The organism is Noviherbaspirillum aerium (assembly GCF_008929045.1).
Taxonomy (GTDB): domain Bacteria; phylum Pseudomonadota; class Gammaproteobacteria; order Burkholderiales; family Burkholderiaceae_D; genus Noviherbaspirillum; species Noviherbaspirillum aerium.
The window spans coordinates 36,036-61,834 of record NZ_VFAH01000005.1; the positions used below are offsets into that span (position 1 = coordinate 36,036).

The window sequence follows — 25,799 nt, forward strand, 5'->3', positions numbered from 1 at the left end:
ATGAGTACAGTCCTCACCGATGCCCGTCTTCTCCCGTATGCCTTCGCCCGCGACCATGCGCTGCTTGCGCGCCGCAGCGAAGCCGCCGGCAATGCCGTTGAAGTCTGGGTATCGGATGCCACCGTGCCCTCGGCGATTGCCGAAGTCAGCCGCCGCTTCGGCCGCGTCAAGCTGAAGTCGCTGTCGCGCGAAGACCTCGAAATGGCGATCGCCAAAGCCTATGCCGGTTCCGGCAACGATGCCGCGCAGGTGGTGGATGAAGTCGAATCCGATCTCGACCTCGCCAAGCTGATGCTCGACATGCCGGCCATCGAGGACCTGCTCGAATCGGCCGACGATGCGCCGGTGATCCGCATGATCAACGCGCTGCTCACGCAGGCGCTGCGCGAGGAGGCGTCGGATATCCATATCGAACCTTTCGAGCAGATCTCGGTGGTGCGCTTCCGCGTCGATGGCGCGCTGCGCGACATCGTGCGGCCGAAGAAGGCGATCCATGCCTCGCTGATCTCCCGCATCAAGATCATGGCCCAGCTCGACATCGCCGAGAAGCGCCTGCCGCAGGACGGCCGCATCACGCTGCGCGTCGGCGGCAAGCCGGTCGACGTCCGCGTTTCCACGCTGCCCACCGGCCACGGCGAGCGCGCGGTGCTGCGTCTGCTCGACAAGGAAGGCGGACGCATGGACCTCAGCCATCTCGGCATGAGCCCGGACGTCTTGCAGCAGTTCGACCACCTGATCAGCCAGCCGCACGGCATCGTGCTGGTTACCGGCCCGACCGGCTCGGGCAAGACCACCACGCTGTACGCGGCGCTGACCCGGCTCAACGCGCCGGCCACCAACATCCTGACGGTGGAGGATCCGATTGAATATGAATTGCCCGGCGTCGGCCAGACCCAGGTCAATTCCCGCATCGACATGACCTTCGCCAAGGCCTTGCGCGCCATCCTGCGCCAGGATCCGGACATCATCATGATCGGCGAGATCCGCGACCTGGAAACCGCGCAGATCGCGGTGCAGGCTTCACTGACCGGTCACCTGGTGCTGGCCACGCTGCACACCAACGACTCGGCGTCGGCGGTGACCCGTCTGCTCGACATGGGCATCGAACCCTTCCTGCTGTCGTCCTCGCTGCTCGGCGTGGTCGCCCAGCGCCTGGTGCGCAAGCTGTGCCCGGTCTGCCGCAGGCATGACGGCGGACAGTGGCTTGCGGTCGGCTGCGACAAGTGCGGCCATACCGGGTTCCAGGGGCGGGTCGGCGTCTATGAATTGCTGACCACGACCGACCAGATCCGCAAGCAGATCCATGATCAGGCGCCGGAGGCCGAGATCCGCTCCACCGCGCAGCGCGACGGCATGAAGACCATGCGTGAAGACGGCGACCGCTGGCTGGCCGAGGGCGTCACCACGCAGGCCGAACTGCTGCGCGTGACCAAGGACTGAGACCGTGAGCGCCGACATGAACGCAGCAACGAACGTATTGATGGAAACCTGACCCGACATGCCCGCATTTCGTTATGAAGCCGTCGATCCCGCGGGTGCCACCCGCAAGGGCGTCGTCAATGCCGACAGCGCCCGCGCGGCGCGCTCGGACCTGCGCGCGCAGGGGCTGGTGCCCATCGTGGTCGATGCCATCGCCGCCCAGGTCGATGAACTCGGCCAGACGCGCAGCCGCGCCTTCGGCGACAAGCTGTCAACGACCGAGCTGGCGCTGTTCACCCGCCAGCTGGCCAGCCTGCTGGAAGCCAGCCTGCCGCTGGAACAAGCCTTCACCGCCTTGCTGGAACAGGCCGAGCGCACCTACGTGCGCGACCTGGTGGCCTCGATCCGCGCCGAGGTGATGGGCGGCTCCTCGCTGTCGGATGCGTTGTCCAAGCATCCGCGCGACTTCGCCGACATCTACCGCGCGCTGGTTGCCTCCGGCGAGCAGATCGGCCAGCTGTCGCGCGTGCTGTCGCGGCTGGCCGACTATATCGAGCGCCGCAACTCGCTGGTGCAGAAGGTGCGCCTGGCCTTCACCTATCCGGCCATCGTCACCGTGGTGGCGTTTGCGATCGTGATCTTCCTGCTGGCCTACGTCGTGCCGCAGATCGTTTCGGTGTTTGCCAATACCAAGCAGAAGCTGCCGCTGCTGACCGTGATCATGCTGGCCATTTCCGACTTCGTGCGCAGCTATGGCTGGATTGTCGCACTGGTGCTGATCGGCGCCTTCCTGCTGTGGCGCAATGCGCTGAAGAATCCCGACATCAAGTACCGCTGGCATCGCTGGCTGCTGACCGCGCCGCTGTACGGCAAGTTCGAGCGCAGCCTCAACACGGCCCGCTTCGCCAGCACGCTGGCCATCACCACCGGTTCCGGCGTGCCCATCCTGCGCGCCTTGCAGACCAGCCGCGACACGCTCTCCAACGTGGCCATGCGCGAGCAGGTCGAGGAAGCCACCACCAGCGTGCGCGAAGGCGTGGGCCTGGCGCGCGCGCTGTCGGCGCACAAGCATTTCCCGCCGATGCTGATTCACATGATCCGCGCCGGCGAAGTCACCGGCGAACTGCCCGCCATGCTGGAACGCGCATCGAATGCGCAGGAACAGGACCTGGAACGTCGCGCGCTGACCATTGCCGGCCTGCTGGAGCCGGCGCTGATCCTGGTGATGGGCGTGGTGGTGCTGCTGATCGTGCTGGCGGTGCTGATGCCGATCATTGAAATCAATCAGCTGGTGCGCTAGGCACCATTAATGCCGCGACAGGAATGCCGGGAGGTGCGGAAAAATGATAACTAGAAAAGGAATGAGATGAAGCGCTTGCCGCTCGCCATCAGTTTTGTGCTGTTCATCCTGCTGTGCGCATCGATCGCATACTGGGGTTTGCAGATGTTCAAGCCGCCGCTACGTCCGGTGGCGGCCCCGCCGCGCGCAGCGCCGCCGGAAGTCCGGCCGGAATCCGCCACCGCTCTCTTCGGCGGGCGTGCCGCCCCGGTTGCCGCCGCCAGCAATTACCAGCTGCGCGGCGTGATCTTTTCCGGCAGCGCACGCGACAGCGTGGCCATCATCAGCGCCGACGGCAAGCCGCCGCAGGCGATCCGGGTCGACCGCGAAGTGGTGCCCGGGGTGACCGTCAAGGAAGTGCATCCCGGTTATGTGATCCTGTCGGAGAACGGGGCATCGAAGCGCCTGGAACTACCCGAGACCGGACGGGATGCCGGCATTACCTCGCCAGCAGCCGCGCCGCGTCCGGCAACCCAGCCCATGCCGCCGGGCCGGGGCATGATGGGCAACCGCTCGCAGGGGGCGAGCATGCCCGGGGCGGGCAATGTCCCGGCCGCCACGCCGCCGAACCCGCCGGCCGCTCCTGCCGCACCGCCGCCAACCGCACAGCCCGCGCCACCGGTATTCATCCCCCAGCAGCCTGCCGCAGCACCTCCGGCGGCAACCGGCAATCAGCCTCCCGTCGTACCGCAACCAGCCGTCACCAATGCACCGCCGACCGTGGTAGTCACTCCGCCCGCGCAGGCGGGCAGCACGGGAATTGCACAGCCGGCGACTCCTCCAGGCGCATTGACGCCGGCGCCGCAGCCCGTCGTCCCGGGCTCGATCGGATCCAGCGGCACATCCACGGTGCCTGGTGCACCGCCGCTGCAAAGCCGCTAAGTCTCTCTGCCAAGCCAAGCCACTGCGGATCAAGCGGTGGCGGCGTGGTCAATCGTTGCCTGATTCGAATACGGAATGCCCGTCCCAGGATTTGGCGCGGGACTGGTATTGGATTTGCTATTTTTCGCCGCCGGATTCTCCGGAGAGCTTTCCGAACAGGCGCGCATGCAGGCTGAGGCCGCTTGCATGTTTGGTGGTGCCGGTGGCGAGCGCCTTGCGTTTTGCTCCCGCCACGGCAACATTGCGCGCCTTGAGGGGTTGTTGAGACGGTTCGGTGCGAATCGTCATTTTCTGCCGTTTCGCGAGCGCCTTGTTTGCCATTGCGGTGTCCTTCGCTGTGCCTGTCCCGTTCCATGATGTGCCGGTGGCGGACGCACGCACTGGAACAGGACAGGATGGGAATTGCTACAGCACGTAGCGCGACAGGTCTTCATCGATCGCCAGCGCGCCCAGCTTTTCGTCGACATATCCGGCATCGACCGTCACCGTCTTGCCGGTGGATTCGCTGGCCGCATAGGAAATCTCCTCGAGCAGCTTTTCCATCACGGTGTAGAGACGGCGCGCGCCGATGTTTTCAGTCTTTTCATTGACCGAGTAGGCGATTTCCGCGAGGCGCCTGATGCCTTCCGGGGTGAAGTCCAGCTTCACATCCTCGGTATTGAGCAAGGCTTCGTACTGCCGGGTGAGGCAGGCGTCCGTGCTGGTGAGGATGCGCTCGAAATCGGCGATGGCCAGCGACTCCAGCTCGACGCGGATCGGAAAGCGGCCCTGCAGTTCGGGAATGAGGTCCGACGGCTTGGCGAGATGGAAGGCGCCCGAAGCGATGAACAGGATATGGTCGGTGCGGATCATGCCGTACTTGGTGTTGACCGTCGTGCCTTCGACCAGCGGCAGCAGATCGCGCTGCACGCCGGCGCGCGACACGTCGGCGCCGCCGACTTCGGAGCGGGTCGCGATCTTGTCGATCTCGTCGAGAAACACGATGCCGTTCTGCTCGACATTGGTGATGGCCTTCTGCTTGAGCTCGTCTTCATTGACCAGCTTGGCGGCTTCCTCGTCGAGCAGCAGCTTCATCGCCTCGCGGATCTTGACCTTGCGTTTTTTCTTGCGCCCGCCGCCGAGTCCGGAAAACATCGACTTGATCTGCTCGGTCATTTCCTCCATGCCGGGCGGAGCCATGATTTCCATGTGAGGCGCAGCCTCGGCAACCTCGATTTCAACTTCGCGGTCGTCGAGCGAGCCTTCGCGCAGGCGCTTGCGGAAGGTCTGGCGGGTGGCATTGCCGCTGTCGCCGTCGGACACGGCATTCGGCGTCGAACTGAAACCGAAGTCGCGCGCCGGCGGCAGCAGGATATCGAGAATGCGGTCTTCGGCCGCGTCCTGCGCATGCGAGCGCACCTTGCGCATTTCCGATTCGCGGGTCTGCTTGATGCCGATGTCGATCAGGTCGCGGATGATGGTATCGACATCGCGGCCGACGTAACCCACTTCGGTGAACTTGGTCGCTTCGATCTTGATGAAGGGCGCATCGGCCAGCTTGGCCAGGCGGCGCGCGATCTCGGTCTTGCCGACGCCGGTCGGGCCGATCATCAGGATGTTCTTCGGCGTGATTTCATGCCGCAGCGGATCCGCGACCTGCTGGCGGCGCCAGCGGTTGCGCAGCGCGATGGCGACGGCGCGCTTGGCGCGGGCCTGGCCGACGACGTGTTTGTCAAGTTCGGAAACGATCTCTTGGGGTGTCATGTTCATGATGGTTTGCGCGGCACGGCGGACGCGTTATTCCAGGGTTTCGATGGTGTGCGACAGGTTGGTGTAGATGCAGAGCTCGCCGGCGATGGTCAGCGCCTTCTTGACGATTTCCGCGGGCGGCAGATCGGTGTTTTCCTGCAGCGCCTTGGCGGCGGACTGGGCATACACGCCGCCGGAGCCGATGGCGCCGACGCCTGCCTCGGGTTCCAGCACATCGCCGTTGCCGGTGATGATCAGGGTCGCTTCACGGTCGGCCACCAGCAGCATGGCCTCCAGGCGGCGCAGGATGCGGTCGGTGCGCCAGTCCTTGGCAAGCTCCACCGAGGCGCGCATCAGGTTGCCCTGGTGCTTTTCCAGCTTGGCCTCGAAGCGCTCGATCAGCGTGAAGGCATCGGCGGTGCCGCCGGCGAAACCTGCCAGCACCTTGCCCTGGTAAAGCTTGCGCACCTTGCGCGCGGTGCCCTTCATGACCACGTTGCCAAGCGTAACCTGACCGTCTCCACCGAGCGCGACAGTGCTGCCGCGGCGTACTGAAAGAATGGTGGTGCCGTGAAATTGTTCCATGGGGAATGCCTCGGATGCTGATAATTGTCCGCAGATGAGGGCAGGACGCCAGAATACAAGTGTACTCCGGCTGGCGGAACATGCTGCCTGAAGGGCGGCAAGAAGGCGGCGGATCAGTTCCTGCGGGGGGTGATGCGGATGATTTCGCTGAGGCCGATTACCTTCAGCAGTACGTCAACGAGATGATTGACGTGATGGAATTCGATTGCCTTGCCGTTGCCGCAGAATGGGCTGAGGCCCGTGAGAAGGCGGCTTGCGGCATTGAAATCCATGCGTTCGAGGCATGAGCAGTCGATGATGGCCGGATCGTGTTCGTCGGAATAAGTGGCGATCGCAACGATGAGCTCATCGACCTGGCCGGAGACAACGGCGGGCATCATGAAATGCTCCGAGCGGACAGGTGCGGATGATTCGTCGGGGGCGTTCACAATGCCGTCGGACGGTGCAACGAAGGCCGGCGGCGATACCTCGAAAGTCACGCAGTAATCGATGCTCAGCTCTTCGAATTCCTTTTCCCGGTTCAGCAGCTGCAGCACTTCGAGCAGCAGCAGCCAGCAATCTTCGGTATCGTCGCGGCGGCCGACCTCGATGATGGCGCGGATCCGGTCAGCCAGTTCCGATGCACCCACGAGAACGAGGTCGTGGCCGCTCTTCTGCAGCTTGCGCAGCGTGGCCAGGAGCAGTCCGCAGCCGGCGGCATCCACCGCCGTGACTTTCGCGAACTCCAGGCGCAGGGTGCGGTGATGCTCCGCCAGGTTCCGGATGCGTTCGATCTGCTTCTCGCATCCGCCGTCGAGCTTGCCCGAGAACGGAACCGTCGGCGTCGCCGCGGCGGCGGTCGTCTGGGGTTGATTGCGCAACGGCCTGTCCGTCCATGCGGGCGGCGAGGTCTCGAAGCGGCTCGCATAGTCAATGGCGAGTTCCTCGAACTCGGCCTGCCTGCCGCTGATCTGGTGCAGGTCGAGCAGCATCAGCCACGCAGTCTGCGGCAACTCGCCGAGATCGTCGGACGCGATCGCCGCCTGCAGCATCTGCGTGGTGAGCGAGGCCTGGCCGTTGGCATACATGATCGCGGCTTCCTCGATCACGGCATCCGTCTCCGAGGACGGCGTCGCGATATTGCTGACGGCGGTCTGGCCGTCGAGCAGGAATTCCGTGGTGCTGCCGACTTCCGGACCGAGCGGCTGCAGGGTGGCCGGGGCGGCCGGAGCGGGTGCCGCCGTCTTTTCCTGGCGTGCCGGCTTTCTGGATGCGTCGTGCGGAGCCGCCTTCGCTTCCACTTCCGGCCCTGGCTTTACCGGAGCGGCATCGGACGATGTGGTTCTGGCGCGCGAACGCTGATTGAGGGGCAGGTTGACATATTCGATGGACATTTCCGTTTCAATCGCATCGATCTTCAATGCGGTCTCCAACGCTGTATTCGTGTCGCGCTTCGCCGTCACGCCTTTGCCGGTATTGCGGGAAGAGGCGCTGGACGAATGGGATGAGCTGGAGGAGCCGGAAGATGCCGGAGATGGCGCGGAAGGGGAGGTGCTGCCGGAAGAACCCGGGATGCGCTTTGTGCGAGAAGCATCCTTGTCAGCCGGTTTGGCCGGCTGGCGGTCCTTCTTCCCGAAAAGCGAAAAAATACCCAAGATATCCCTGCCTGGAAAACGGTGCTGTCCGCAGCCTGGGCGGCTGGAGGAAAATTACAAGTGTGTAAAGGTAACACATCCCCATGCGGAGTTGTCGCGGGGAAGCGGCAGATGATGACTTTTTGTCACATTTTTGCCGCTTCCGGAGGTAGGTTATCGTCAAGTCCCTGGCCGGCTTGCCAAGCTTGTGCATCCTGTCCGGCAGACCAGAGGACATCGCCGCGCCTGCGCGGGACAGATTGCCGAAACCGCTTCTAGAAGCGGGCGCGGACGCCGACGATCAGGTTGCGGCCCGGCTGCGGGGCGACATCGCGCAACAGCGAGGTGGAGTATCGGATGTCCTTGTCGAGCAGGTTGCGAACGAGCGCGAACCAGGTCCATTGCGCGGCGCCGCCGCGCACCGTATACGACAGATCGGCATTGAGCATCGTATAGGCCGGCGTGACCGTCGATTCGAAGGCCGCCAGGCGATCCTGCCGCAATGCCCGCAGCAGCGAGACGCCGCCGCGCCAGGATGCCTGCCGGTAGCCGGCTTCGGCGCCGTAGCGTGTCGCCGGCTGCAGCGGCAGATTGCCGTCGCCGTCGAGCCTGCCGCGCGAGGTGTCCGCGAAGGCCCGCAGCGACAGGCCGTTGCCACGCTGGTTGTAGCTTATTTCCGCTTCCGCGCCGCGGATGGTCGCCTTGCCTTGCGCCCAGAAGCGAGTCCTGAACTCGCCTGCCGGGTCTGCGGCGCCATCTTCGTCGACGGTGGTGCCGTCGACGCGCCCGAAGATGTAATTGCGGATGCGGTTTTCAAACAGGTTGGCTTTCCAGCGCACCAGGCCTTCGGTCTTTTGCAGCGTCAGTTCCAGATTGCGGGACTTTTCCTTGTCCAGGCCCGCATCGCCGATGTCGAACGTGGCCGTCGATTCATGCGGGCCGTTCGAATACAACTCTTCGGCCGCCGGCGCGCGCTGCGCAATGGTGTAGGTGATGCCGGCGCCGTAGCCCTGGCCGAAGTTCCACAGGCCGCCGAGCGAATAGGAGTTCAGCCGGAAGCGCCGGTCGGCGAATGCCTCGTCTTCCGGACGGCGTTTCGCCACCTCGCTGCGCAAGCCCGCGCTGGCGCGCAGCGGGCCGAAATCGCGTTCCTCGACGAGGAACGCCGCGAACGAGGAAGACCTGGTCGCCGGAATGGTGTCGGGACGCCCGGTCTCGGCCGACAGGGCCGACAGCTTGGCGTATTCGCTCTGCAGGCCGAAGGTGCCGCGCCAGCCGGCGATCGGCTGGTGCGTGAGTTCCCAGCGCGTCTCGTGCGAACGGTTGGCGAAATCGGTTGCGGGCGTGCCGTCCGCTTCCTTTTCGGTGTGCTTGTAATCGCTCGTGCCGAGCTTGATGGTAGCGGACTCGATGCCCGCAAAGGGCTGCTTGATGTGGGCGGCGATGTCGCCGCGCGTCTGCGACAGATCGATGAAGGAACGCTCATCGGTCGGAATGCCGTAACGATCGTCGCGGGTATCGACCGATGCGCCGATGTAGCCCCAGTCGGCGACATGGGAGGCGCCGAAGCCGAGACTGCGCGCACGGGTAAAGGAAGAGGGGAGGCGGCCGGACGCCGATGCCGGATCGCCAGGTGCGGCAAGGCCGGGGATGCGGTAATCGTCGGTATTGCGCGCACTGCCGTCGAGATGCAGGCCGATGCTGCCCGCGGCGCCGTCTCCCGAAAAGCTGAACATCCGTTCCCGGTCCGCCGAGCCGAAACGCAGCTCCGCTTCACCGGACGGCTTGGACAGCAGCTCGGTGGGTATGCGGTCGTTGACCACATTGACCAGGCCGCCGATGGCGCCCGATCCATAAAGCAGCGCGGCGGGACCGCGCAGGATTTCAACCTGGCGCGCCGTGGCGGCGTCCGCGGCGACAGCGTGATCACTGGACAGGGTGGAAAGGTCGGAGACGGACATGCCGTTCTGCAGAATCTTCACGCGCGGGCCTTCAAGCCCGCGGATGATGGGGCGGGATGCGCCGGCGCCGAATCCGGATGCCGTGACGCCGAGTTCCTGCGATAGCGTTTCGCCAAGCGAGGAACCGAGCTTGTTGCGCAGTTCGTTGCCGGTCAATACCTTGGCAGGCGCGAGAATCTGCGCGCTTTCCTCATTGCCGAAAGGTGCCGCGGTGACGGTTACCGCAGGCAGGGTCGGGTCTGCGGTCTGAGCGTTGGATAGAGTGGGGGAGGCGAGCGCCGACAATACGGCGCCTGCCATCAGTGTGCGTTGAATGGCCATGGTCGTTACTTGCTGAATGGTGACATGCGTAGGAATGAGCCGCCTGCGCGGCGCACCGGGCTGGGCGACGGGCTGGGCGGCATCAACGGCATTGCGCGACGGACCCGCCGCCGCGGCATCGAAGCAGATGGTCAGGCAGCGGGCGGCGCGCGTGAAGAGAAATGGCAGACGGGCGGCGCATCCCAGGAGCGGAATGCCGCCAGCAATGCCGGCACCCTCACGGCATTGAGCAGCGGGGCGGCAAGCGGAAGCGCGTGTATGCCGTCGGCCATGGCGGCCGCATCGAACGCGAGGCAGGAGTGGTGAAACCCGGATGACGATTCGCCCGGGGAATCCGCCTGCTGCGTGATGCCGGCCTGCAGGCGGGCATGCTCGATCCGGTGAGCCAGGCCCGACCATTGCGCAAGCAGGAGTGCCATCGCCAGCAGGAAGGCGAGCGCACCGCTTGTTTGGTGTTGGCAGGATCGGAACGGCATGATTTGAATTTTAAGACGTCGGGAGCATACCTGCGCGGCGGCAGATCAATGCAGCGAAATCAGAGCGGCATTGGGGATTGGTATAAGGTCGCCTCGACCTGCCTCGACCTGCCTGGGGCGCATGGCAGCGTTGTCCGGCGCTGGGCTCCCCGCCCGCGGCGCTTCTCTCGCCTTGTCCCGCAACCCGAGGCAAACCGATTCAACCGATTCTTCCCTGTACCCCACTCACACTTCGCTCTCATCATGCGGCATCAGGGCTTATCGGGACTATCGGGACTATCGGCGCGCACTTGTGTGCAACCAGGTTGCATTATATAGCTATGCAAGCTTCCCATCGCATCGGGAGCGCGAAAAGCAAACAAGCGTACGAGCCGGGGCATCGTACGCTTGCGGGAGGGCGAGCGACAGGAGACGGCGCCGCAATATTGCGGCGCCGTGATCAGTCGCCGTAGAGCTTCTGTTTCAGTTCGCGGCGCTGCTGCGCTTCGAGCGACAGTGTCGCGGTCGGTCGGGCCAGCAGCCGGGGAATGCCGATCGGCTCGCCGGTTTCCTCGCACCAGCCATAGTCGCCGGCATCGATGCTGGCGATGGCCTGCTGCACCTTCTTGAGCAGCTTGCGCTCGCGGTCGCGGGTACGCAGTTCGAGCGCGTGCTCTTCCTCGATCGTCGCCCGGTCCGCCGGGTCGGGCACCAGGACGGTTTCGCGCAAATGTTCGGTGGTCTCGCCGGCGTTTTTCAGCAAGTCGCGCTCAAGCTGCTGCAGGCGCGCCTTGAAGAAGGCCAACTGCGCCTCGTTCATGTAGTCCTTCTCGTTCATCTGAAGGATCTGCTCTTCGGTCAACAGGGTGCCATCCTGGACGGCCGGGGTGGGTTTAGTTGTTTTGGTAGCCACTTCGCTTACTTTCGAAACTACGGGTTTTTCCATTGTATCCATTAATCCATCCCTTGCATTGTTACCGCTCATGGAAGGGCTGGACGTCTCTTTGGAACCGACCTTTGAAGCGGAGGTACTCGACGACCGTTTCAAATCCGTTGCTGCTGCCTTGCTCGCTTTCGGGGCCGCGTCGGCGACGGACTTTTTCTGCGCCCTGGTGGGTGCTGCCGTTTTCGAAATCGTCCCCTTGGCATTCTTCATTCCTGCTGTCTTCGCAGCAGGTTTTAAGTTGCTTTTTACCGTGCTTTGGGTAGGTTTGGCAATCGATTTTGTTGCCGCGGCGGCAGATTTGAGTGCGGCGGCGTTTTTGGAGGCCGGGCTGGGCGCGATCTTGTTCTGAACCGATCCCGGATTGCCCGCCTTGGCGGTCGCCGTTCGGACCAGCGCCGCGGTTTTATCGGCGCTTTTCACGGCGTTGCGTTTCGGGGCGGACTTGGTGACCGTTGCGTTCATATTGCCCTCGCTAAGTGAACCGCCCGACTGTCAGCTCCCCCGGCCCGAACTATGTCATGCCTGCCCTGAGGGCATTTTCAGGCTTCATCAAGCGGTATACGACGTCCTTGCATCTTGCCAAACCACCATCTTCATTGCATGAATAAAAATCAAAAACGGCAACAGTTTATACCAAACACTGCTCCAGTCCCTGCAAAATGGAGTCTTTCGGCAGGTTTTTTCCAATGAAAACCATTTTGCTGCCGCGCACTTCCCCATCGGTCCATTTCGCGCCGATATCGGTCCCCATCATTTGATGCACGCCCTGGAAAAGCACCTTGCGGTCCGCATCCTCCATCCATAGCACGCCCTTGTAGCGAAGCATGCGCGGTCCGAAGACCTGGACCACGCCGCCGAGAAACTCATCCAGGCGGGCGGTATTGAAAGGCCGGTTGCTGCGGAATACGAAGGCGGCGATGTCGTCGGAATGATGCGCATGATGATGGTCGTGATGCGCATGATCGTGGCCGCAATGCTCATCGCAGCCGTGGTCATGATCATGGTGGGCGTGGTCATGGCCCTGCTCCTCTTCGGAGAGGAAGTCCGGATCGATTTCCAGCTTGTCGTTGAGATTGAAGCCGCGCAGATCGAGCACTTCCGAGATCGGCACCTTGCCGAAATCCGTCTTCGATACCGGCGCCCGCGGGTTGATGCGCTTCAGGCGCGCGCCGAGCGCCGCCACTGCATTCTCATCCACCAGGTCGGTCTTCGACAGCAGCAGCTTGTCGGCGAAGCCCACCTGGCGCTGCGCTTCCTCATGCTCGTCGAGCTGGTACATCGCATGCCGCGCATCGACCACCGTGACGATCGCATCGAGCAGGTAATGCGCGGCCACTTCATCGTCCATGAAAAAGGTTTGCGCCACCGGCCCCGGATTGGCCAGGCCGGTGGTTTCGATGACCACATGATCGAAGTCGATTTCGCCGGCATCTCGCTTCTGCGCCAGCGTGGCGAGCGCGACGATGAGGTCGCCGCGCACGGTGCAGCAGATGCAGCCGTTGCTCATTTCGACAATCTGCTCCTTGCTGTCCTGCACCAGGATTTCATTGTCGATGTTCTCTTCGCCGAATTCATTTTCAATGACGGCAATCTTGTGACCATGCGGCTCGCGCAGGATGCGGTTGAGCAGGGTGGTCTTGCCGGCACCGAGAAAGCCGGTCAGTATCGTGGCGGGGATCAGTGTCATCGGGTGTTTCCTTTAATGCTTCATTGGGCGCAGTCGGCGCACCAGCCCTTGATGGTGAATTCGATGTCATGGCTCTGGAAGCCCTTGCCCAGGCTTTCTTCCAGCGCGTCGCGCAGCAGGCCGGCCTCGCCGATGCTGTCCAGGCAAAACACCTTGGCGCAGCGGGTGCATTTGAAATGGCCGTGCTGGTGGTGCCTGACTTCCGGGTCGGGCGAAGCCGCATGCTCGGTGCCGGCGCTGTAGCGGAACACGCGGTCGTCGCCGGCGATCTTGTGCGCCAGGCCGGCATCGATCAGGCAGTCGAGCGCGCGGTAGAGCGTGACGCGGTCCATGTCGGTGAACGCATCCTGCATGTCCTGGTGGGAAAATGCGCGCGGCGCATCCAGCAATGCCGCCAGGACATTGACGCGCGCGGCGGTGATGCGTACCGAAGCCTGGCGCAACTGCGCCTCTGCCCGCGCGGCGGTATCGGCGGGCGGGCCGGCGGAAATTTTCGCTTTTGTGCTCTTTGCCATGCTGCAAAACAAGACCGGGTAAGAGTGGAAGATGCCTGGCATGCATCGGCATGCGCAGCGCCGGAGCCGCTCATCGGTCCCGGAATGAAAATTATGACGCAATTTGCAATCGAGTTGCAGAAATTGTCGCGGGCGCCGTGGCGGCAGTGCGGCCTGACCTTATACCAATCCCAAGTCATTCCATGAAGCATGAGATCGCGTCTTTTTCCGTCCGGCCGCGCTGCACTCGTCATCCATCGCCCGCTATGGATTCCTGACAATGCGCATCGGCCTCGTCAGTCGAAAACATCCATCGATCTCATGGCACGTTACGACTTGGGATTGGCATTACGCTTTCTGCAGCAGCAAGCCTTTCAGGTACTCGCCTTCGGGAAAGCTGGTGGTCATCGGATGGTCGACGCCGGCCGATAAGCGTTTCAGGATCCGGGCATCCACTTTCGCGTCATTGGCGGCGCCGGCCACGATTTTCTGGAACAGGTCGGCGCTGATGGCCCCGGAACAGGAATAGGTGAACAGCAGGCCGCCTTCGCGCAGCAGCTGGAAACCCAGCAGGTTGATGTCCTTGTAGGCGCGCGCCGCGCGATCCACATGGTCCGGCGACGATGCGAATTTCGGCGGATCGAGCACGATCAGGTCGAAGCTCCGGTTCTGTTCGCGAAAGGCGCGCAGGGCCTTGAAGACATCGGCGTCCTGCCACTCGGCGCGGCCGGCGTCGAAGCCGTTCAGCTCGACGTTGCGCCGGCCGATCGCCAGCGCTTCGCCGGACGAGTCGATCGACGTCACGCCGGCCGCGCCGCCCTTGAGCGCCGCCAGCGAAAAGCCGCCGGTATAGCAGAAGCAGTTCAGCACCTCGCGCCCGGCCGCGTGTTCCATGACGAGTCGCCGGTTGTCGCGCTGGTCGACGTAGAAACCGGTCTTGTGGCCGGTCTTGATGTCGACCGCGTAGCGCACGCCGTTCTCGGCCACCAGGGTTTCCGGTCCCGGTTCATCGCCGGCCAGCGTGCCGGTCACAAGCGGCATGCCTTCGCGTTCGCGCACCGAGGCATCGGATCGTTCATAGACGTTGGGGCAGCCGGTCTCGGCGATCAGCGCCTGCACGATCGGCGCCTTCCATGCCTCGACGCCGGCCGACTGGAACTGGCACACCAAATGGCCTGTCCTGCCGGCGTACCAGTCCACCACCAGGCCCGGAAAGCCGTCGGCCTCGCCGAAGATGAGGCGGATCGCATCCGTGTCCCTCACCATGCTCATGCGATGGGCCAGTGCCTTCTTGATGCGGCGCTTGATCATTGCATGATCGATTGGCTCGCTTTCGTTGAAGCTCCAGACGCGTGCGCGGATCTGCGACTTCGGGCTATGGGCGGCGCGCGCCAGGAACTGGCCCGACGCCGATTGCACGACCGCCGTGGCGCCCGGCTTGTTCTTCTCGTCCGGCCTGCCTTCGATGTGGTCGATCGCGGTCGGGAAAATCCAGGGATGGCGGCGCAGCAGGCTTTTTTCCTTGCCGGGTTTAAGGGTAATGGTCAGCATATGGAGTCGGTTCAAAATGGTTGCGGCGACTGCCGCGGGTCGGGGTCAGGTGAGGCGGCGGTCGCCATGGCGACGGGATCAGCCCTCCGTATCGGCTTTCTTCTTGGCGCGGGGATGGGCCGCATCGTAGACCGCGGCAAGGCGCTGGAAGTCGAGCGAGGTATAGACCTGGGTAGCGGCGATCGACGCATGGCCGAGCATTTCCTGCACGGCCCTCAGGTCGCCTGACGATTGCAGCACGTGCGACGCGAAGGAATGGCGCAATACGTGCGGATGGACGTTGGCGGGAATGCCAAGTGCCTGCGCATGCTTCTTCAGCCGGAATTGCACGATGCCGGGCGTCACCCGCTTGCCGCGCTCGGTCAGGAACAGCGGATGCGGGTCCAGCCTGACCAGCGAGCCGCGTACGGCAACCCAGGCGCGCAGGGCTTCCAGCGCAGGCTTGCCGATCGGCACCTTGCGCTGCTTGCTGCCCTTGCCGGTCACGTTGACTTCGGCTTCGGCAAAATCGATCCAGCCGGCGGATTGATACTCGCCTTCGCGCACGAAGCGCAGGTCGAGGGAGGTCAGTTCCGATACCCGCAATCCGCTCGAATACAGCAGTTCGAACATGGCGCGGTTGCACAGCTGGGTGGGCGACTGCGCATCGCGTCCCGGCGTGCTTTCGGCGACCACGCGGATCGCGTCGTCGGCCGACAAGGCTTTCGGCAGCGGCTTGCTGCGCTTGGGCGCCTTGACGCCGTCCACCGGATTGGCCGGCAGCGGCTCCTGGTCCGACAGCCACTCGAAAAAACCGCGCCATGCGGACAGCTTGCGCGCGATGGAGCGCGGGTTCAGGCCCTGTGCATGCAGCTGGGAGGCGAACTTGCGGATATGAAAATGCCCGACTTCCGACATGGGCGGCGCGCCGGGCAGCTTGTCGACCATCCCGGCCAGCAGCCGCAAGTCATGGCGGTAACTGGTGACGGTATGCGGCGCCAGCTTGCGCTGCTTTTCCAGATGGTCGAGATAGGCGGCGAGGCGAGCCCGGTTGATCTCGGAATTCACGGTACGCGGTCGTTCGCGGTCAGTCGAGCAGGCAGTTCATCGCCGCGCTGGCGATTTCACCGATCTTGGTCAGGTAGTCGGTGGCCATGTCGGCGGTGAAGCGCTGCGGATCCGCCGAGCCGAGCACCAGCAGGCCAAAGGCTTCCGGCGCGCCGCCGACGCGCAGCGGCAGCATGGCGATCGACTGTACGGAAGCGGGGTCTTCCAGCCAGGAAGCCGCTTCGAAGTCCTGATTGGCGCCGCAGTAGGGAGCGGTCAGGCCGTTGCCGAAAATCTTGGCATCTTCCGACACCTCCGCCGCAAACCAGGTATGCGCATAGTCTTCCGCCACGCCCCAGATGCGCAGGGTCGCCTGCGGCACCGAAAAGGTGGCCTGCAGCCCGCTCACCAGGGTATGCGGCATGTCGACATCGTTGCGTGCCAGCAGCAGCGAGCGGGTCCATTGCAGAAACTTTTGCGTGATCGCATCGTTTTCCTCGGCGATGCGCAGCAATTCCGACAGACGCAGTTCATGCACCTTGATCTTTTCGCGCAGCACTTCCATCTGGCGCTCCTGCAGCGAGACGGCCCGGCCGGCCACCGGGCTGGTCAGCTTGACGCGGGAAAGCAGTTCGCTGTGCTCTTCGAAGAAACGCGGATTGTCGGACAGGAAATTGGCGACGGCGTTGGAATCCAGTTCGTAGGTCATAGGAGGGGAGGGAAGTTCTGTGATGGTCGCAGCATTCAACAGCCGGAAGGTTTCGCAACGGCATGCATGCCGGCCAAGGATCGAGCCGTGATTTTACCCGACAACCCGGCGGAAAGACGGGCCGCGGGTTGCCGGATTCTAATAGCCGGGGCGGCAATCTGCCTCGACGTTGACTAAGCCGGTCAAGGCGAAACAGCCCTGGCGGCTCAGATGTCGATTTCGCCTTCGAAAACGGTGACGGCGGGGCCGGTCATCATCACCGGCCTGCCTTCGCCTTGCCAGGCGATCAGCAAATCGCCGCCGCGGGTCGCGACCCTGACCGGCGAGTCGAGCAGTCCGCGCCGGATGCCGGCGACGACGGCGGCGCAGGCGCCGGTGCCGCAAGCCAGCGTTTCCCCGGCGCCGCGCTCGTAGACGCGCAGCTTGACCGCGTGGCGGTCGAGGATCTGCATGAAGCCGGCATTGACCCGTTTCGGAAAGCGGGCATGGCGCTCGATCAGCGGGCCCTCCTGGTGCACCGGCGCGGCCTCGACATCGTCGACCACCTGCACCGCGTGCGGATTGCCCATGGATGCCACCGATATCCAGCGCGTGCCGCCGTTGACGTCCAGCGGCCACAAAAGATCCTGGTGCATCTGCCGTCCCTGCAGGCCGCCGGCATCGAACGGAACGCGTTCCGGTTCGAGAATGGGCGCGCCCATGTCGACCGTGATGCCGCCGTCGGCTTCGAGTGTCGGCTCGATGATGCCGGACATGGTTTCCACCTTGATTGCCTGCTTTTTCGTCAAGCCCTTCTCGGTGACGAAGCGGACGAAGGCGCGCGCGCCGTTGCCGCACTGTTCCACTTCGCCGCCGTCGGCGTTGTAGATGCGATAACGGAAATCGACGCCGGGGGACTGTGGCTTTTCAACCACCAGCATCTGGTCGGCGCCGACACCGAAGCGGCGGTCGGCCAGCGCCTTCCATTGCTCCGGGGTGAAGTCGATGCGCTGGCTGATGGCGTCGATCACAACGAAGTCGTTGCCGGCGCCGTGCATTTTGGTGAATTTGAGTTTCATGGCTTCGATTATAGATAATCTGGACAAGCGGTCGGGCCCAACGGTGCAAAGGCGCTCAGGACTCCAGCGGCAGCTGGTCCGCACCGCCCTTGGCATAGACGCCGGGCACGCCGGGCGGGCGCGTCTTGAATCGCTTGTGCGCCCAGAAATATTCGGAAGGGGCTTCCAGGATGCGTTCCTCGATGAAGGCATTCATCCGGCGCGTCGCCTCTACCATGTCGCCGCCCGGATAATTTTCCCAGGCGGGATAGAACCGCACCCTCCAGCCCCGGTAATTCGGCAGATAGGTGGCGATGACCGGGATCACCTTCGCGCCGGTCGCCGAGGCAATGCGCGCGGGCGCGGTCAGGGTGGCGGCGGGAATGCCGAAGAAGGGGACGAACTCCGCGTCCTTCTCGCCGAAGTCCATGTCGGGCAGCATGAAGAAGGGCATGCCCTGGCGCAGCGCGCGGATGATGGGCTTGACCCCCTCGCCGCGGGAAAACAGCTTGATATCCGCATTGAAGCGCGTGCGGCCCTTGCGCAGCGCCTGGTCGAACACTTCGTTCTGCTGCCGGGTATAGATCGAGCAGGCGGTCGGGCCCTCCAGCATCACCGCCAGGCCGGCCACATCGAGGCAGACGAAATGCGGACAGAGCAGGATGGTCGGGCCCGCCGTCATTTCGGCGACGGGCATGGCCGGTTCCACCACGATCAGGCGCTCGAGGCGCTGCCGCGGCGCCCACCACAGCAGGGCGCGCTCCAGCACGCTGCGCGCGTAGTTCTGGAAGTGCCTGCGTGCGAGCGAGCGCCGTTCGGCCTCGGACAGCTGCGGCATGCACAGACGCAGGTTGGTCAGCGTGATATCGCGGCGCGGCTTCATGATCATGAACAGCAGGCTGCCGACCGCCTCGCCGAGGCGGCCAAGTATGGGCAGCGGCAGCCAGTGCAGCAGCCACATCAATCCAAGCAATAATTTCATCAAGCGGTTTCCTGCTGAACGGGCGCTGGAACGCCGGGCGGCACCTTGTACCGGTTGTAGCTCCAGAAATATTGGGAGGGGCAGCGTGCGATCAGCTGCTCCATCGCGGCATTGATGGCGCGCGCCTGCTGTTCGGGCGTCTCGCCGAGCGCCTGGTCGAAGGCGACGAAGCGCAGCACGAAACCGGCGCCGCGCGGCAGGCGTTCCGCATAAGTCAGGATGATGGGGGCGCCGGACAGCTGATGCAGCTTGCCGGGAAGCGTCATGGTATAGGCACGGCGGCCGAAAAACGGCGCCCACACGCCTTCGCCGTTCTGCGGAACCTGGTCGGGCAGCACGCCCACCGGCTGACACTGCCGCAGCGCCTTGAGCAGCATGCGCACGCCCGACAGGTTGGCCGGCGCCAGCCGCAGGTCGCCGCGCGCCCGCGCGCCCTCGATCAGCGGCTTGAGCGCCTGCTTCCTGGGCGGACGGTACAGTACGGTCAGGGGTGTCCTGCTTGCAACAATCTGCGCGGTGATTTCGAAGCAGCCGAGATGCGGAGTCAGAAACACGACACCCTTGCCGGCATCGAAGGCCGCCTGCACCAGTTCCCAGTTCTCGATGCGCGTGCTGTCAATGACTTTCCGTTGCGGCGCGCACCAGACGAAAGGCAGCTCGAGTACGTTCTTGCCGGCTTCGCGCACCGCCGCGTTCAGGTGCGAACCGAAGCCGGCAGCCTCGATATTGCTTCTCAGCCGCCGGCGATAGGAAGGCGAGGCAAGGTACACCAGCCGGCCGAGCACCGCGCCGATGGCATGCAGGACGGGCAGCGGCAGCCTGGAAAGCAGGCGGAAGAGGGCGACAAGCATCAAATGGAGCGAGAGAAAATTTGTGATTTTTTTCCAGACGCGTAAAATATCACAACGCTGTGCGATCCATTCCCGTGCAAACTGTTTCAGTTGGGAATAACCGTGCGGCACCGCCGAGTTAATAGACAACTTGCGAGGCGGCCTAAAAATTTCGCTAAAGCGTCGCAGGCTCGGTGGTTTGGCCGCGACATGGTCGAAGCAACTACTCAATAGGAAGCCTGCGATGGCAAATGAATATCTCTTTACTTCGGAATCGGTTTCCGAAGGTCACCCGGACAAGGTCGCCGACCAGATCTCCGATTCCATTCTCGACGCAATCCTGACTCAGGATCCGAAAGCGCGTGTTGCGGCAGAGACACTGTGCAACACCGGCCTGGTCGTCCTTGCCGGCGAAATCACCACCCACGCCAACGTCGATTACATCAGTGTCGCGCGCGACACCATCAAGCGCATCGGCTACGACAATGCCGACTACGGCATCGATTACAAGAGCTGCGCGGTCATGGTCTGCTACGACAAGCAGTCGCCCGACATCGCGCAGGGCGTCGATGAGGGCAAGGGCATCGACCTCGACCAGGGCGCCGGCGACCAGGGCCTGATGTTCGGCTATGCCTGCGACGAGACGCCGGAACTGATGCCCGCGGCCATCTACTATTCGCACCGCATCGTCGAGCGCCAGTCGCAGCTGCGCAAGGACGGCCGCCTGCCATGGCTGCGTCCCGACGCCAAATCCCAGGTCACGCTGCGCTATGTGGATGGCGTGCCGGTTGCCATCGACACCATCGTGCTGTCGACCCAGCATGCGCCCGAGATCGAACACAAGACCATCGAGGAAGCGGCGATCGAGGAAATCATCAGGCCGGTCGTGCCGCAGGAGTGGCTGAAGAATACCCGTTTCCTGATCAATCCCACCGGCCGCTTCGTCATCGGCGGACCGCAGGGCGACTGCGGCCTGACCGGCCGCAAGATCATCGTCGACACCTACGGCGGCGCGGCGCCCCACGGCGGCGGCGCGTTTTCCGGCAAGGATCCGTCCAAGGTCGACCGCTCGGCGGCCTATGCCGGCCGCTACGTGGCGAAGAACATCGTCGCCGCCGGCCTCGCCAAGCGCTGCCAGATCCAGGTGTCGTATGCGATCGGCATCGCCAAGCCGACCTCGGTAATGGTGACCACCTTCGGCACCGGCAAGGTCAGCGACGAGCAGCTGGCGCAACTGGTGCAGGAACTGTTCGACCTGCGGCCCAAGGGCATCGTGCAGATGCTCGATCTGCTGCGTCCGATCTATGCCAAGACGGCAGCCTACGGACACTTCGGCCGCGAAGAGCCGGAGTTCTCCTGGGAACGTACCGACAAGGCGGCAGCCCTGCGGGCGGCGGCCGGACTCTGAGTCTCCAGGCGCACGGGGATCGCCTTTCATGCAGCAGCCTCCGGACCGGCTGTCGAAATCGCGGCGACTCCGCAATGCCGCTGCTGCGTTAGCCGTTGCCGCATGCCTTCCGCTCCCGGTCCATGCCAGGAGCGAAGGACCGGCAAAGCCCTCGCCCGCCAGGCAGGACTGGTGCGAGAAGGTGACGCCGCGCCTGCCCGGCGTCACTGTCGCCGATTGCCGGGCGAGCGCGCTGCAGCCCACCGGCGCCGCTTCCCGCAAGGGCATTCCCATACTCATGCGTACCGTGCCGGCGAAAGCCGGCAAGCCGGCCGACGCCAGGCGCGTGCTGCTTCTGGGCGGCATCCATGGCGATGAACTGACTGCCTCGGCGATTGTTTTCCAGTGGATGAAGTGGCTGTCCATGCCGGAGGCGCAGACGATGCACTGGCATGTGGTGCCGCTCGTGAATCCCGATGGCCTGCTCGCGCCGAAGCCGCAGCGGGTCAATGCCAACGGCGTGGATCTGAATCGCAATTTCCCGACGCCGGGGTGGGAGAAAGACGCCCGGCATTACTGGATCAAGACCACCGGCAGCGATCCGCGCCGCTTTCCCGGCCAGTCTCCGCTGTCGGAACCGGAAACGCGCTGGCTCGATCAGGAGATCGAGCGCTTCCGGCCGGATGTCATCATTTCCGTGCATGCGCCATTCGGCGTCCTCGATCTGGACGGACCGGCCAAGGCGCCGCGCAGCTTCGGAAGACTGTATTTCAACCGTGTCGGCGTGTATCCCGGATCGCTGGGCAACTACGGCGGCACCCACAAGAACGTGCCGGTCATCACCATCGAACTGCCGAGTGCGCTGACCATGCCGAAAGCCGACGAGGCGCGCCGCATCTGGACCGACATGCTGGCATGGATAGGCGGCAGCGTGCCGCCGCAGAAAACGCGCGCAGCGTCGCCGGCGCAGCAAGGATCGCAGAAGGCGCTGGCCGAGCATTGATGCCGAATTGATGCCAATATCGATGGCGGCCCGCGCGGTTTTCCGCCATCCGGCATCGACTCCTGCGGTATAATCTCGGCTCCAAGGAGCGTTGCAGCACGGTGTTTCCGACATCGTGTCAGGCTTGGATATCTTTTTCGCAACGGCGCTCACGTTACTTTTTTCTATCTTCAACAGGAAAGGAGGGCGTGATGAGCGCCGTTATCTCGAACACCCAATCCCAAGGTTCCCAGCAGGACTACTTCGTTGCCGATCTCAGTCTCGCCGACTGGGGCCGCAAAGAGATCAAGATCGCCGAAACGGAAATGCCCGGCCTGATGGCCATCCGCGAGGAGTTCGCCGCATCCCAGCCGCTCAAGGGCGCGCTGATCACCGGCTCCCTGCACATGACCATCCAGACCGCGGTGCTGATCCAGACGCTGGAAGCGCTGGGCGCGCGCGTGCGCTGGGCGTCCTGCAACATCTACTCCACCCAGGATCACGCGGCGGCCGCGATCGCCGCCAACGGCACGCCGGTCTTCGCCTTCAAGGGGGAGAACCTGGATGAGTACTGGGACTTCACCCACCGCATCTTTGAATGGCCGAACGGCGAGTATTCCAACATGATCCTCGACGATGGCGGCGATGCCACGCTGCTGCTGCATCTGGGCACCCGCGCCGAGAAGGACATCAGCGTGCTCGACAAGCCGGATTCGGAAGAGGCCGTCTGCCTGTTCAATTCCATCAAGAAAAAGCTGGCGGCCGACCCGACCTGGTATTCGACACGCCTTGGCAAGATCAAGGGCGTGACAGAGGAAACCACGACCGGCGTGCATCGCCTGTACCAGATGCACAAGGAAGGCAAGCTGGCCTTCCCCGCGATCAACGTCAACGATTCCGTCACCAAGTCCAAGTTCGACAACCTGTACGGCTGCCGCGAATCGCTGGTCGACGGCATCAAGCGCGCCACCGACGTGATGGTGGCCGGCAAGATCGCCGTGGTCTGCGGCTACGGCGACGTCGGCAAGGGCTCGGCGCAGGCACTGCGCGCCCTGTCGGCGCAAGTCTGGGTCACCGAGATCGATCCGATCTGCGCACTGCAGGCCGCCATGGAAGGCTACCGCGTCGTCACCATGGATTACGCCGCCGAGCACGGCGACATCTTCGTCACCGCCACCGGCAACTACCATGTGATCACCCATGAGCACATGAAGAAGATGAAGGACCAGGCGATCGTCTGCAACATCGGCCATTTCGACAACGAGATCGAAGTCGCCGCATTGAAGCAGTACACCTGGGAAAACATCAAGCCGCAGGTCGACCATGTGATTTTCCCCGACGGCAAGCGCATCATCCTGCTGGCCGAAGGCCGCCTGGTCAATCTCGGCTGCGGCACCGGCCATCCGTCCTACGTGATGAGCTCCTCGTTCGCCAACCAGACCATCGCCCAGATCGAGCTGTTCAGCAATACCGCGGCCTATCCGGTCGGCGTCTACACGCTGCCCAAGCATCTGGACGAGAAAGTCGCGCGCCTGCAGCTCAAGAAGCTCAATGCGAAACTGACCGAACTGACGGAAGAGCAGGCCAGCTATATCGGCGTGAAGAAGACCGGCCCGTACAAGCCGGATCACTACCGTTATTAAGATGCGTTATTAAAGAAGCGCGCACGTCACATTCCGGCCGCAAGCCGGGATGTGACGTGAGGCGGGAGAGGAATGTTCAGCGAAAGCTTTCCCTTCCGCCGCGCTCCCTGCATTGCCGGCAAGAGGAGGTCGACATGCGTTTGCTGCTTACCTGGCTGATCAATGCCGCGGCATTGTTCATCGTGCCTTTTCTGATGAAGACGGTCTACGTCGAGAATTTCGTTGTCGCGCTGATCGCGGCGCTGGTGCTCGGCCTGGTCAATGTGCTGATCAAACCCGTCCTGGTGCTGCTGACCCTGCCGGTCACGCTGCTCACGCTGGGGCTGTTCATCTTCATCGTCAACGGGCTGATGTTCTGGGTGGTCGCGAATTTCGTCAGCGGCTTTTACGTCGCCGGCTTCTGGTCGGCGGTCGCGGGCGCGCTGCTGTACAGCCTGATCTCGTGGGCACTCTCTGCTCTACTGCTTAAAAAATGACACAAAAGAATTTCAGCATCGAGTTTTTCCCGCCGAAGACACCGGAGGGCGCGGAGAAACTGCGCGCGACGCGCGCCAAGCTGGCCGAGCTGCGGCCGAAGTATTTTTCCGTGACTTTCGGCGCCGGCGGATCGACGCAGAAGGGCACGCTGGAAACCGTGCTCGAGATCCAGCGCGAAGGGTATGAGGCCGCGCCGCATCTGTCCTGCATCGGCAGCTCGCGCGAAAGCCTGCGCGCCATCCTCGGCGAATACAAGGCCAACGGCATCCGCCGCGTGGTGGCATTGCGCGGCGACCTGCCGAGCGGCTACGGCGCATCGGGCGAATTCCGTTATGCCAACGAGCTGGTGGAATTCATCCGCGCCGAGACCGGCGACTGGTTCCATATCGAAGTCGCGGCCTATCCGGAAACCCATCCGCAGGCGAGGTCGCCGCAGGACGATATCCAGAGCTTCGCCCGCAAGGTCAAGGCCGGCGCCAATGCCGCCATTACCCAGTATTTCTACAATGCCGATGCCTACTTCCGCTTCGTCGAGGATGCCCGCAAGGCCGGCGTCGACGTGCCCATCGTCGCGGGCATCATGCCGATCACGAACTACTCCCAGCTGAGCCGCTTTTCCGACATGTGCGGCGCCGAGATCCCGCGCTGGATTCGCCTGAAGCTGGCCAGCTTCGGCGACGACACCGAATCGATCAAGGCCTTCGGCCTCGACGTCGTCACGGATCTGTGCGAAAGATTGCTGGCCGGCGGCGTGCCGGGCATGCATTTCTATTCGCTCAATCAGGCGGCCACGACCACGGCATTGTGGAAGCGGCTGGACCTGTCGAACCGGTAAGGGCGGGCAAGGACAGGCAAGGGCGCAGACGCTCGCGATAGTGGCGGCCGTCGGCTGATGGCCGCCCTTGCCATCAACGCCGCCGTCAAAGCTGCAAGGACTCGGTGATCACGCGGTCGAGCGCGATATCGAATGCATCCGCTTCAAATTCGGTGAGCGATGCCGCATAGGCAATTCCCACCGTCACCGGACGCGGCGCCTGCGCCAGCGTCCTGTCATAGAATCCTCCGCCATATCCCAGCCGGAAGCGCTGCTCATTGAAGCCGACGCACGGCACCAGCACCGCATCGGGAAGCAGTTCTTTGTCGCCTGCCGGAATGGCGATGCCGTATTGGTCTTTTTGCATCGCGTCCCCCGGCGTCCATGCAATGAAGCGCAGCGGCGCCTCCTTGCCGACCACCACCGGCAGGGCCAGCGCAATGCCGCGTCCCGCAAGCTTTTCATATGCGTTTCGCAAGTCCGGTTCGCCGCGTATCGGCCAATACACGCCGAGTGTGCGCAAAGGATGCTCAATGCACCACGCTTCCACGCGCTCGCCAATGCAACCATCCATCTCTTGCCGAACTTCGGCGGACATTGCTTGTCTGTTGGCAAGCAATGTCTTTCGCAAGGCGATTTTGGTCGGTTTGGTTGACATGGCATTCGGCATGGCGTGGTCGGGTTGGTCGTGATTGCGCATGCTATTCTAGTGGTGCGAGTTAAAAATTTGTTGGTCAAGTGATGCATGAGGAGCATCCCGATACCGCGCGATACCGCGTCTGGAATGCGCGCAAGGCTTCGGCCCTGCCGGGCTCGTTTCCTGGTCTCGACATGATCATTTGCCATCAACGAATTTCCGGCTCACTCCACTAGAGCATCTCCTGCGCGCATCCCGTTGGTCCCGGCGACTGTGCGACATGCTTGAATCAGA

The 25,799-nt window shown here is 63.5% G+C and carries 26 protein-coding genes and 1 riboswitch; of the genes, 10 read left to right on the forward strand and 16 right to left on the reverse strand.

The annotated features are described in order from the left end of the window. The 3 genes from gspE (at window position 1) to FH061_RS30370 (ending at window position 3,640) form a co-directional block, all read left to right on the forward strand. The gene (gspE, locus tag FH061_RS09510) at window positions 1-1,440 is read left to right on the forward strand and encodes a type II secretion system ATPase GspE (protein ID WP_151635354.1); all 1,440 of its coding nucleotides are present in this window, start codon (window positions 1-3) and stop codon (window positions 1,438-1,440) included. Between the two features lie 58 nt (window positions 1,441-1,498). Beyond that, on the forward strand, window positions 1,499-2,719 hold the full coding sequence (gene gspF / locus FH061_RS09515) for a type II secretion system inner membrane protein GspF (protein ID WP_151635356.1): 1,221 nt from the start codon (window positions 1,499-1,501) through the stop codon (window positions 2,717-2,719). 66 nt (window positions 2,720-2,785) lie between these two features. Beyond that, the gene (locus FH061_RS30370) at window positions 2,786-3,640 is read left to right on the forward strand and encodes a type II secretion system protein N (RefSeq protein WP_192804986.1); all 855 of its coding nucleotides are present in this window, start codon (window positions 2,786-2,788) and stop codon (window positions 3,638-3,640) included. A gap of 117 nt (window positions 3,641-3,757) precedes the next feature. Here the strand turns inward: FH061_RS30370 and FH061_RS09525 are convergent, their stop codons facing one another. From FH061_RS09525 to FH061_RS09540, 4 genes are all read right to left on the reverse strand, one after another. Beyond that, window positions 3,758-3,961, reverse strand: coding sequence for a hypothetical protein (locus FH061_RS09525; protein WP_151635358.1), 204 nt, complete (start codon window positions 3,959-3,961; stop codon window positions 3,758-3,760). Between the two features lie 84 nt (window positions 3,962-4,045). Then, complete coding sequence (gene hslU, locus FH061_RS09530) at window positions 4,046-5,389, reverse strand: ATP-dependent protease ATPase subunit HslU (RefSeq protein WP_151635360.1); 1,344 nt, start codon at window positions 5,387-5,389, stop codon at window positions 4,046-4,048. A 27-nt stretch (window positions 5,390-5,416) separates the two neighbouring features. After that, window positions 5,417-5,953 (reverse strand): ATP-dependent protease subunit HslV, encoded by a 537-nt coding sequence (hslV, locus tag FH061_RS09535; protein ID WP_151635362.1) that lies wholly within the window; start codon window positions 5,951-5,953, stop codon window positions 5,417-5,419. Between the two features lie 113 nt (window positions 5,954-6,066). Beyond that, on the reverse strand, window positions 6,067-7,326 hold the full coding sequence (locus FH061_RS09540; RefSeq protein WP_225984566.1) for an STAS domain-containing protein: 1,260 nt from the start codon (window positions 7,324-7,326) through the stop codon (window positions 6,067-6,069). On the opposite strand from FH061_RS09540, the gene FH061_RS30930 reads away from it, so the two are divergent. Beyond that, window positions 7,319-7,702 (forward strand): hypothetical protein, encoded by a 384-nt coding sequence (locus tag FH061_RS30930; RefSeq protein ID WP_225984567.1) that lies wholly within the window; start codon window positions 7,319-7,321, stop codon window positions 7,700-7,702. The two genes, FH061_RS09540 and FH061_RS30930, sit on opposite strands and share 8 nt — an antisense overlap. A 139-nt stretch (window positions 7,703-7,841) precedes the next feature. Here FH061_RS30930 and FH061_RS09545 read toward each other — a convergent pair whose 3' ends face one another. From FH061_RS09545 to dksA, 3 genes are all read right to left on the reverse strand, one after another. Then, window positions 7,842-9,848, reverse strand: coding sequence for a TonB-dependent receptor (locus FH061_RS09545; protein WP_151635366.1), 2,007 nt, complete (start codon window positions 9,846-9,848; stop codon window positions 7,842-7,844). A gap of 131 nt (window positions 9,849-9,979) precedes the next feature. Continuing rightward, window positions 9,980-10,324, reverse strand: coding sequence for a hypothetical protein (locus tag FH061_RS09550; protein WP_151635368.1), 345 nt, complete (start codon window positions 10,322-10,324; stop codon window positions 9,980-9,982). A 439-nt stretch (window positions 10,325-10,763) separates the two neighbouring features. Next, a complete protein-coding gene (gene dksA, locus FH061_RS09555) occupies window positions 10,764-11,258 on the reverse strand; it encodes an RNA polymerase-binding protein DksA (RefSeq protein WP_192804995.1) in 495 nt (164 codons plus the stop codon). A 28-nt stretch (window positions 11,259-11,286) separates the two neighbouring features. On the opposite strand from dksA, the gene FH061_RS09560 reads away from it, so the two are divergent. Further along, complete coding sequence (locus FH061_RS09560) at window positions 11,287-11,598, forward strand: hypothetical protein (protein WP_151635370.1); 312 nt, start codon at window positions 11,287-11,289, stop codon at window positions 11,596-11,598. A 279-nt stretch (window positions 11,599-11,877) separates the two neighbouring features. Here the strand turns inward: FH061_RS09560 and FH061_RS09565 are convergent, their stop codons facing one another. From FH061_RS09565 to FH061_RS09600, 8 genes are all read right to left on the reverse strand, one after another. After that, on the reverse strand, window positions 11,878-12,936 hold the full coding sequence (locus tag FH061_RS09565; protein WP_151635372.1) for a CobW family GTP-binding protein: 1,059 nt from the start codon (window positions 12,934-12,936) through the stop codon (window positions 11,878-11,880). A 20-nt stretch (window positions 12,937-12,956) separates the two neighbouring features. After that, window positions 12,957-13,451 (reverse strand): Fur family transcriptional regulator, encoded by a 495-nt coding sequence (locus FH061_RS09570; RefSeq protein WP_151635374.1) that lies wholly within the window; start codon window positions 13,449-13,451, stop codon window positions 12,957-12,959. A 327-nt stretch (window positions 13,452-13,778) separates the two neighbouring features. Continuing rightward, window positions 13,779-14,981: a class I SAM-dependent rRNA methyltransferase gene (locus FH061_RS09575; protein WP_151635376.1), complete on the reverse strand. Its 1,203-nt coding sequence runs from the start codon at window positions 14,979-14,981 to the stop codon at window positions 13,779-13,781. Window positions 14,982-15,059: 78 nt separating this feature from the next. Continuing rightward, a complete protein-coding gene (locus tag FH061_RS09580) occupies window positions 15,060-16,028 on the reverse strand; it encodes a tyrosine recombinase XerC (RefSeq protein WP_151635378.1) in 969 nt (322 codons plus the stop codon). A gap of 19 nt (window positions 16,029-16,047) precedes the next feature. Next, window positions 16,048-16,716, reverse strand: coding sequence for a DUF484 family protein (locus FH061_RS09585; RefSeq protein ID WP_151635380.1), 669 nt, complete (start codon window positions 16,714-16,716; stop codon window positions 16,048-16,050). 206 nt (window positions 16,717-16,922) lie between these two features. Next, entirely contained in the window at window positions 16,923-17,774 is an 852-nt protein-coding gene (dapF, locus tag FH061_RS09590) for a diaminopimelate epimerase (RefSeq protein ID WP_151635382.1), read from the reverse strand. A gap of 55 nt (window positions 17,775-17,829) precedes the next feature. Further along, entirely contained in the window at window positions 17,830-18,735 is a 906-nt protein-coding gene (locus FH061_RS09595; protein ID WP_151635384.1) for an LpxL/LpxP family acyltransferase, read from the reverse strand. After that, a complete protein-coding gene (locus FH061_RS09600) occupies window positions 18,735-19,586 on the reverse strand; it encodes a lysophospholipid acyltransferase family protein (RefSeq protein WP_151635386.1) in 852 nt (283 codons plus the stop codon). Before FH061_RS09600 ends, FH061_RS09595 begins: the two co-directional genes overlap by 1 nt. 223 nt (window positions 19,587-19,809) lie before the next feature. On the opposite strand from FH061_RS09600, the gene metK reads away from it, so the two are divergent. From metK to metF, 5 genes are all read left to right on the forward strand, one after another. Continuing rightward, window positions 19,810-20,973: a methionine adenosyltransferase gene (gene metK, locus FH061_RS09605; RefSeq protein ID WP_151635387.1), complete on the forward strand. Its 1,164-nt coding sequence runs from the start codon at window positions 19,810-19,812 to the stop codon at window positions 20,971-20,973. Between the two features lie 28 nt (window positions 20,974-21,001). Further along, window positions 21,002-21,955, forward strand: coding sequence for a M14 family murein peptide amidase A (locus tag FH061_RS09610; protein ID WP_151635389.1), 954 nt, complete (start codon window positions 21,002-21,004; stop codon window positions 21,953-21,955). Between the two features lie 79 nt (window positions 21,956-22,034). After that, window positions 22,035-22,113: riboswitch (S-adenosyl-L-homocysteine riboswitch) on the forward strand. A 33-nt stretch (window positions 22,114-22,146) separates the two neighbouring features. Next, window positions 22,147-23,577, forward strand: coding sequence for an adenosylhomocysteinase (gene ahcY / locus FH061_RS09615; RefSeq protein WP_151635391.1), 1,431 nt, complete (start codon window positions 22,147-22,149; stop codon window positions 23,575-23,577). A 134-nt stretch (window positions 23,578-23,711) separates the two neighbouring features. Beyond that, the gene (locus FH061_RS09620) at window positions 23,712-24,053 is read left to right on the forward strand and encodes a phage holin family protein (RefSeq protein ID WP_151635393.1); all 342 of its coding nucleotides are present in this window, start codon (window positions 23,712-23,714) and stop codon (window positions 24,051-24,053) included. Then, the gene (gene metF / locus FH061_RS09625) at window positions 24,050-24,889 is read left to right on the forward strand and encodes a methylenetetrahydrofolate reductase [NAD(P)H] (RefSeq protein WP_151635394.1); all 840 of its coding nucleotides are present in this window, start codon (window positions 24,050-24,052) and stop codon (window positions 24,887-24,889) included. Before FH061_RS09620 ends, metF begins: the two co-directional genes overlap by 4 nt. A gap of 85 nt (window positions 24,890-24,974) precedes the next feature. Here the strand turns inward: metF and FH061_RS09630 are convergent, their stop codons facing one another. Beyond that, the gene (locus FH061_RS09630) at window positions 24,975-25,568 is read right to left on the reverse strand and encodes a 5-formyltetrahydrofolate cyclo-ligase (RefSeq protein WP_318840978.1); all 594 of its coding nucleotides are present in this window, start codon (window positions 25,566-25,568) and stop codon (window positions 24,975-24,977) included. Between the last annotated feature and the right edge of the window lie 231 nt (window positions 25,569-25,799).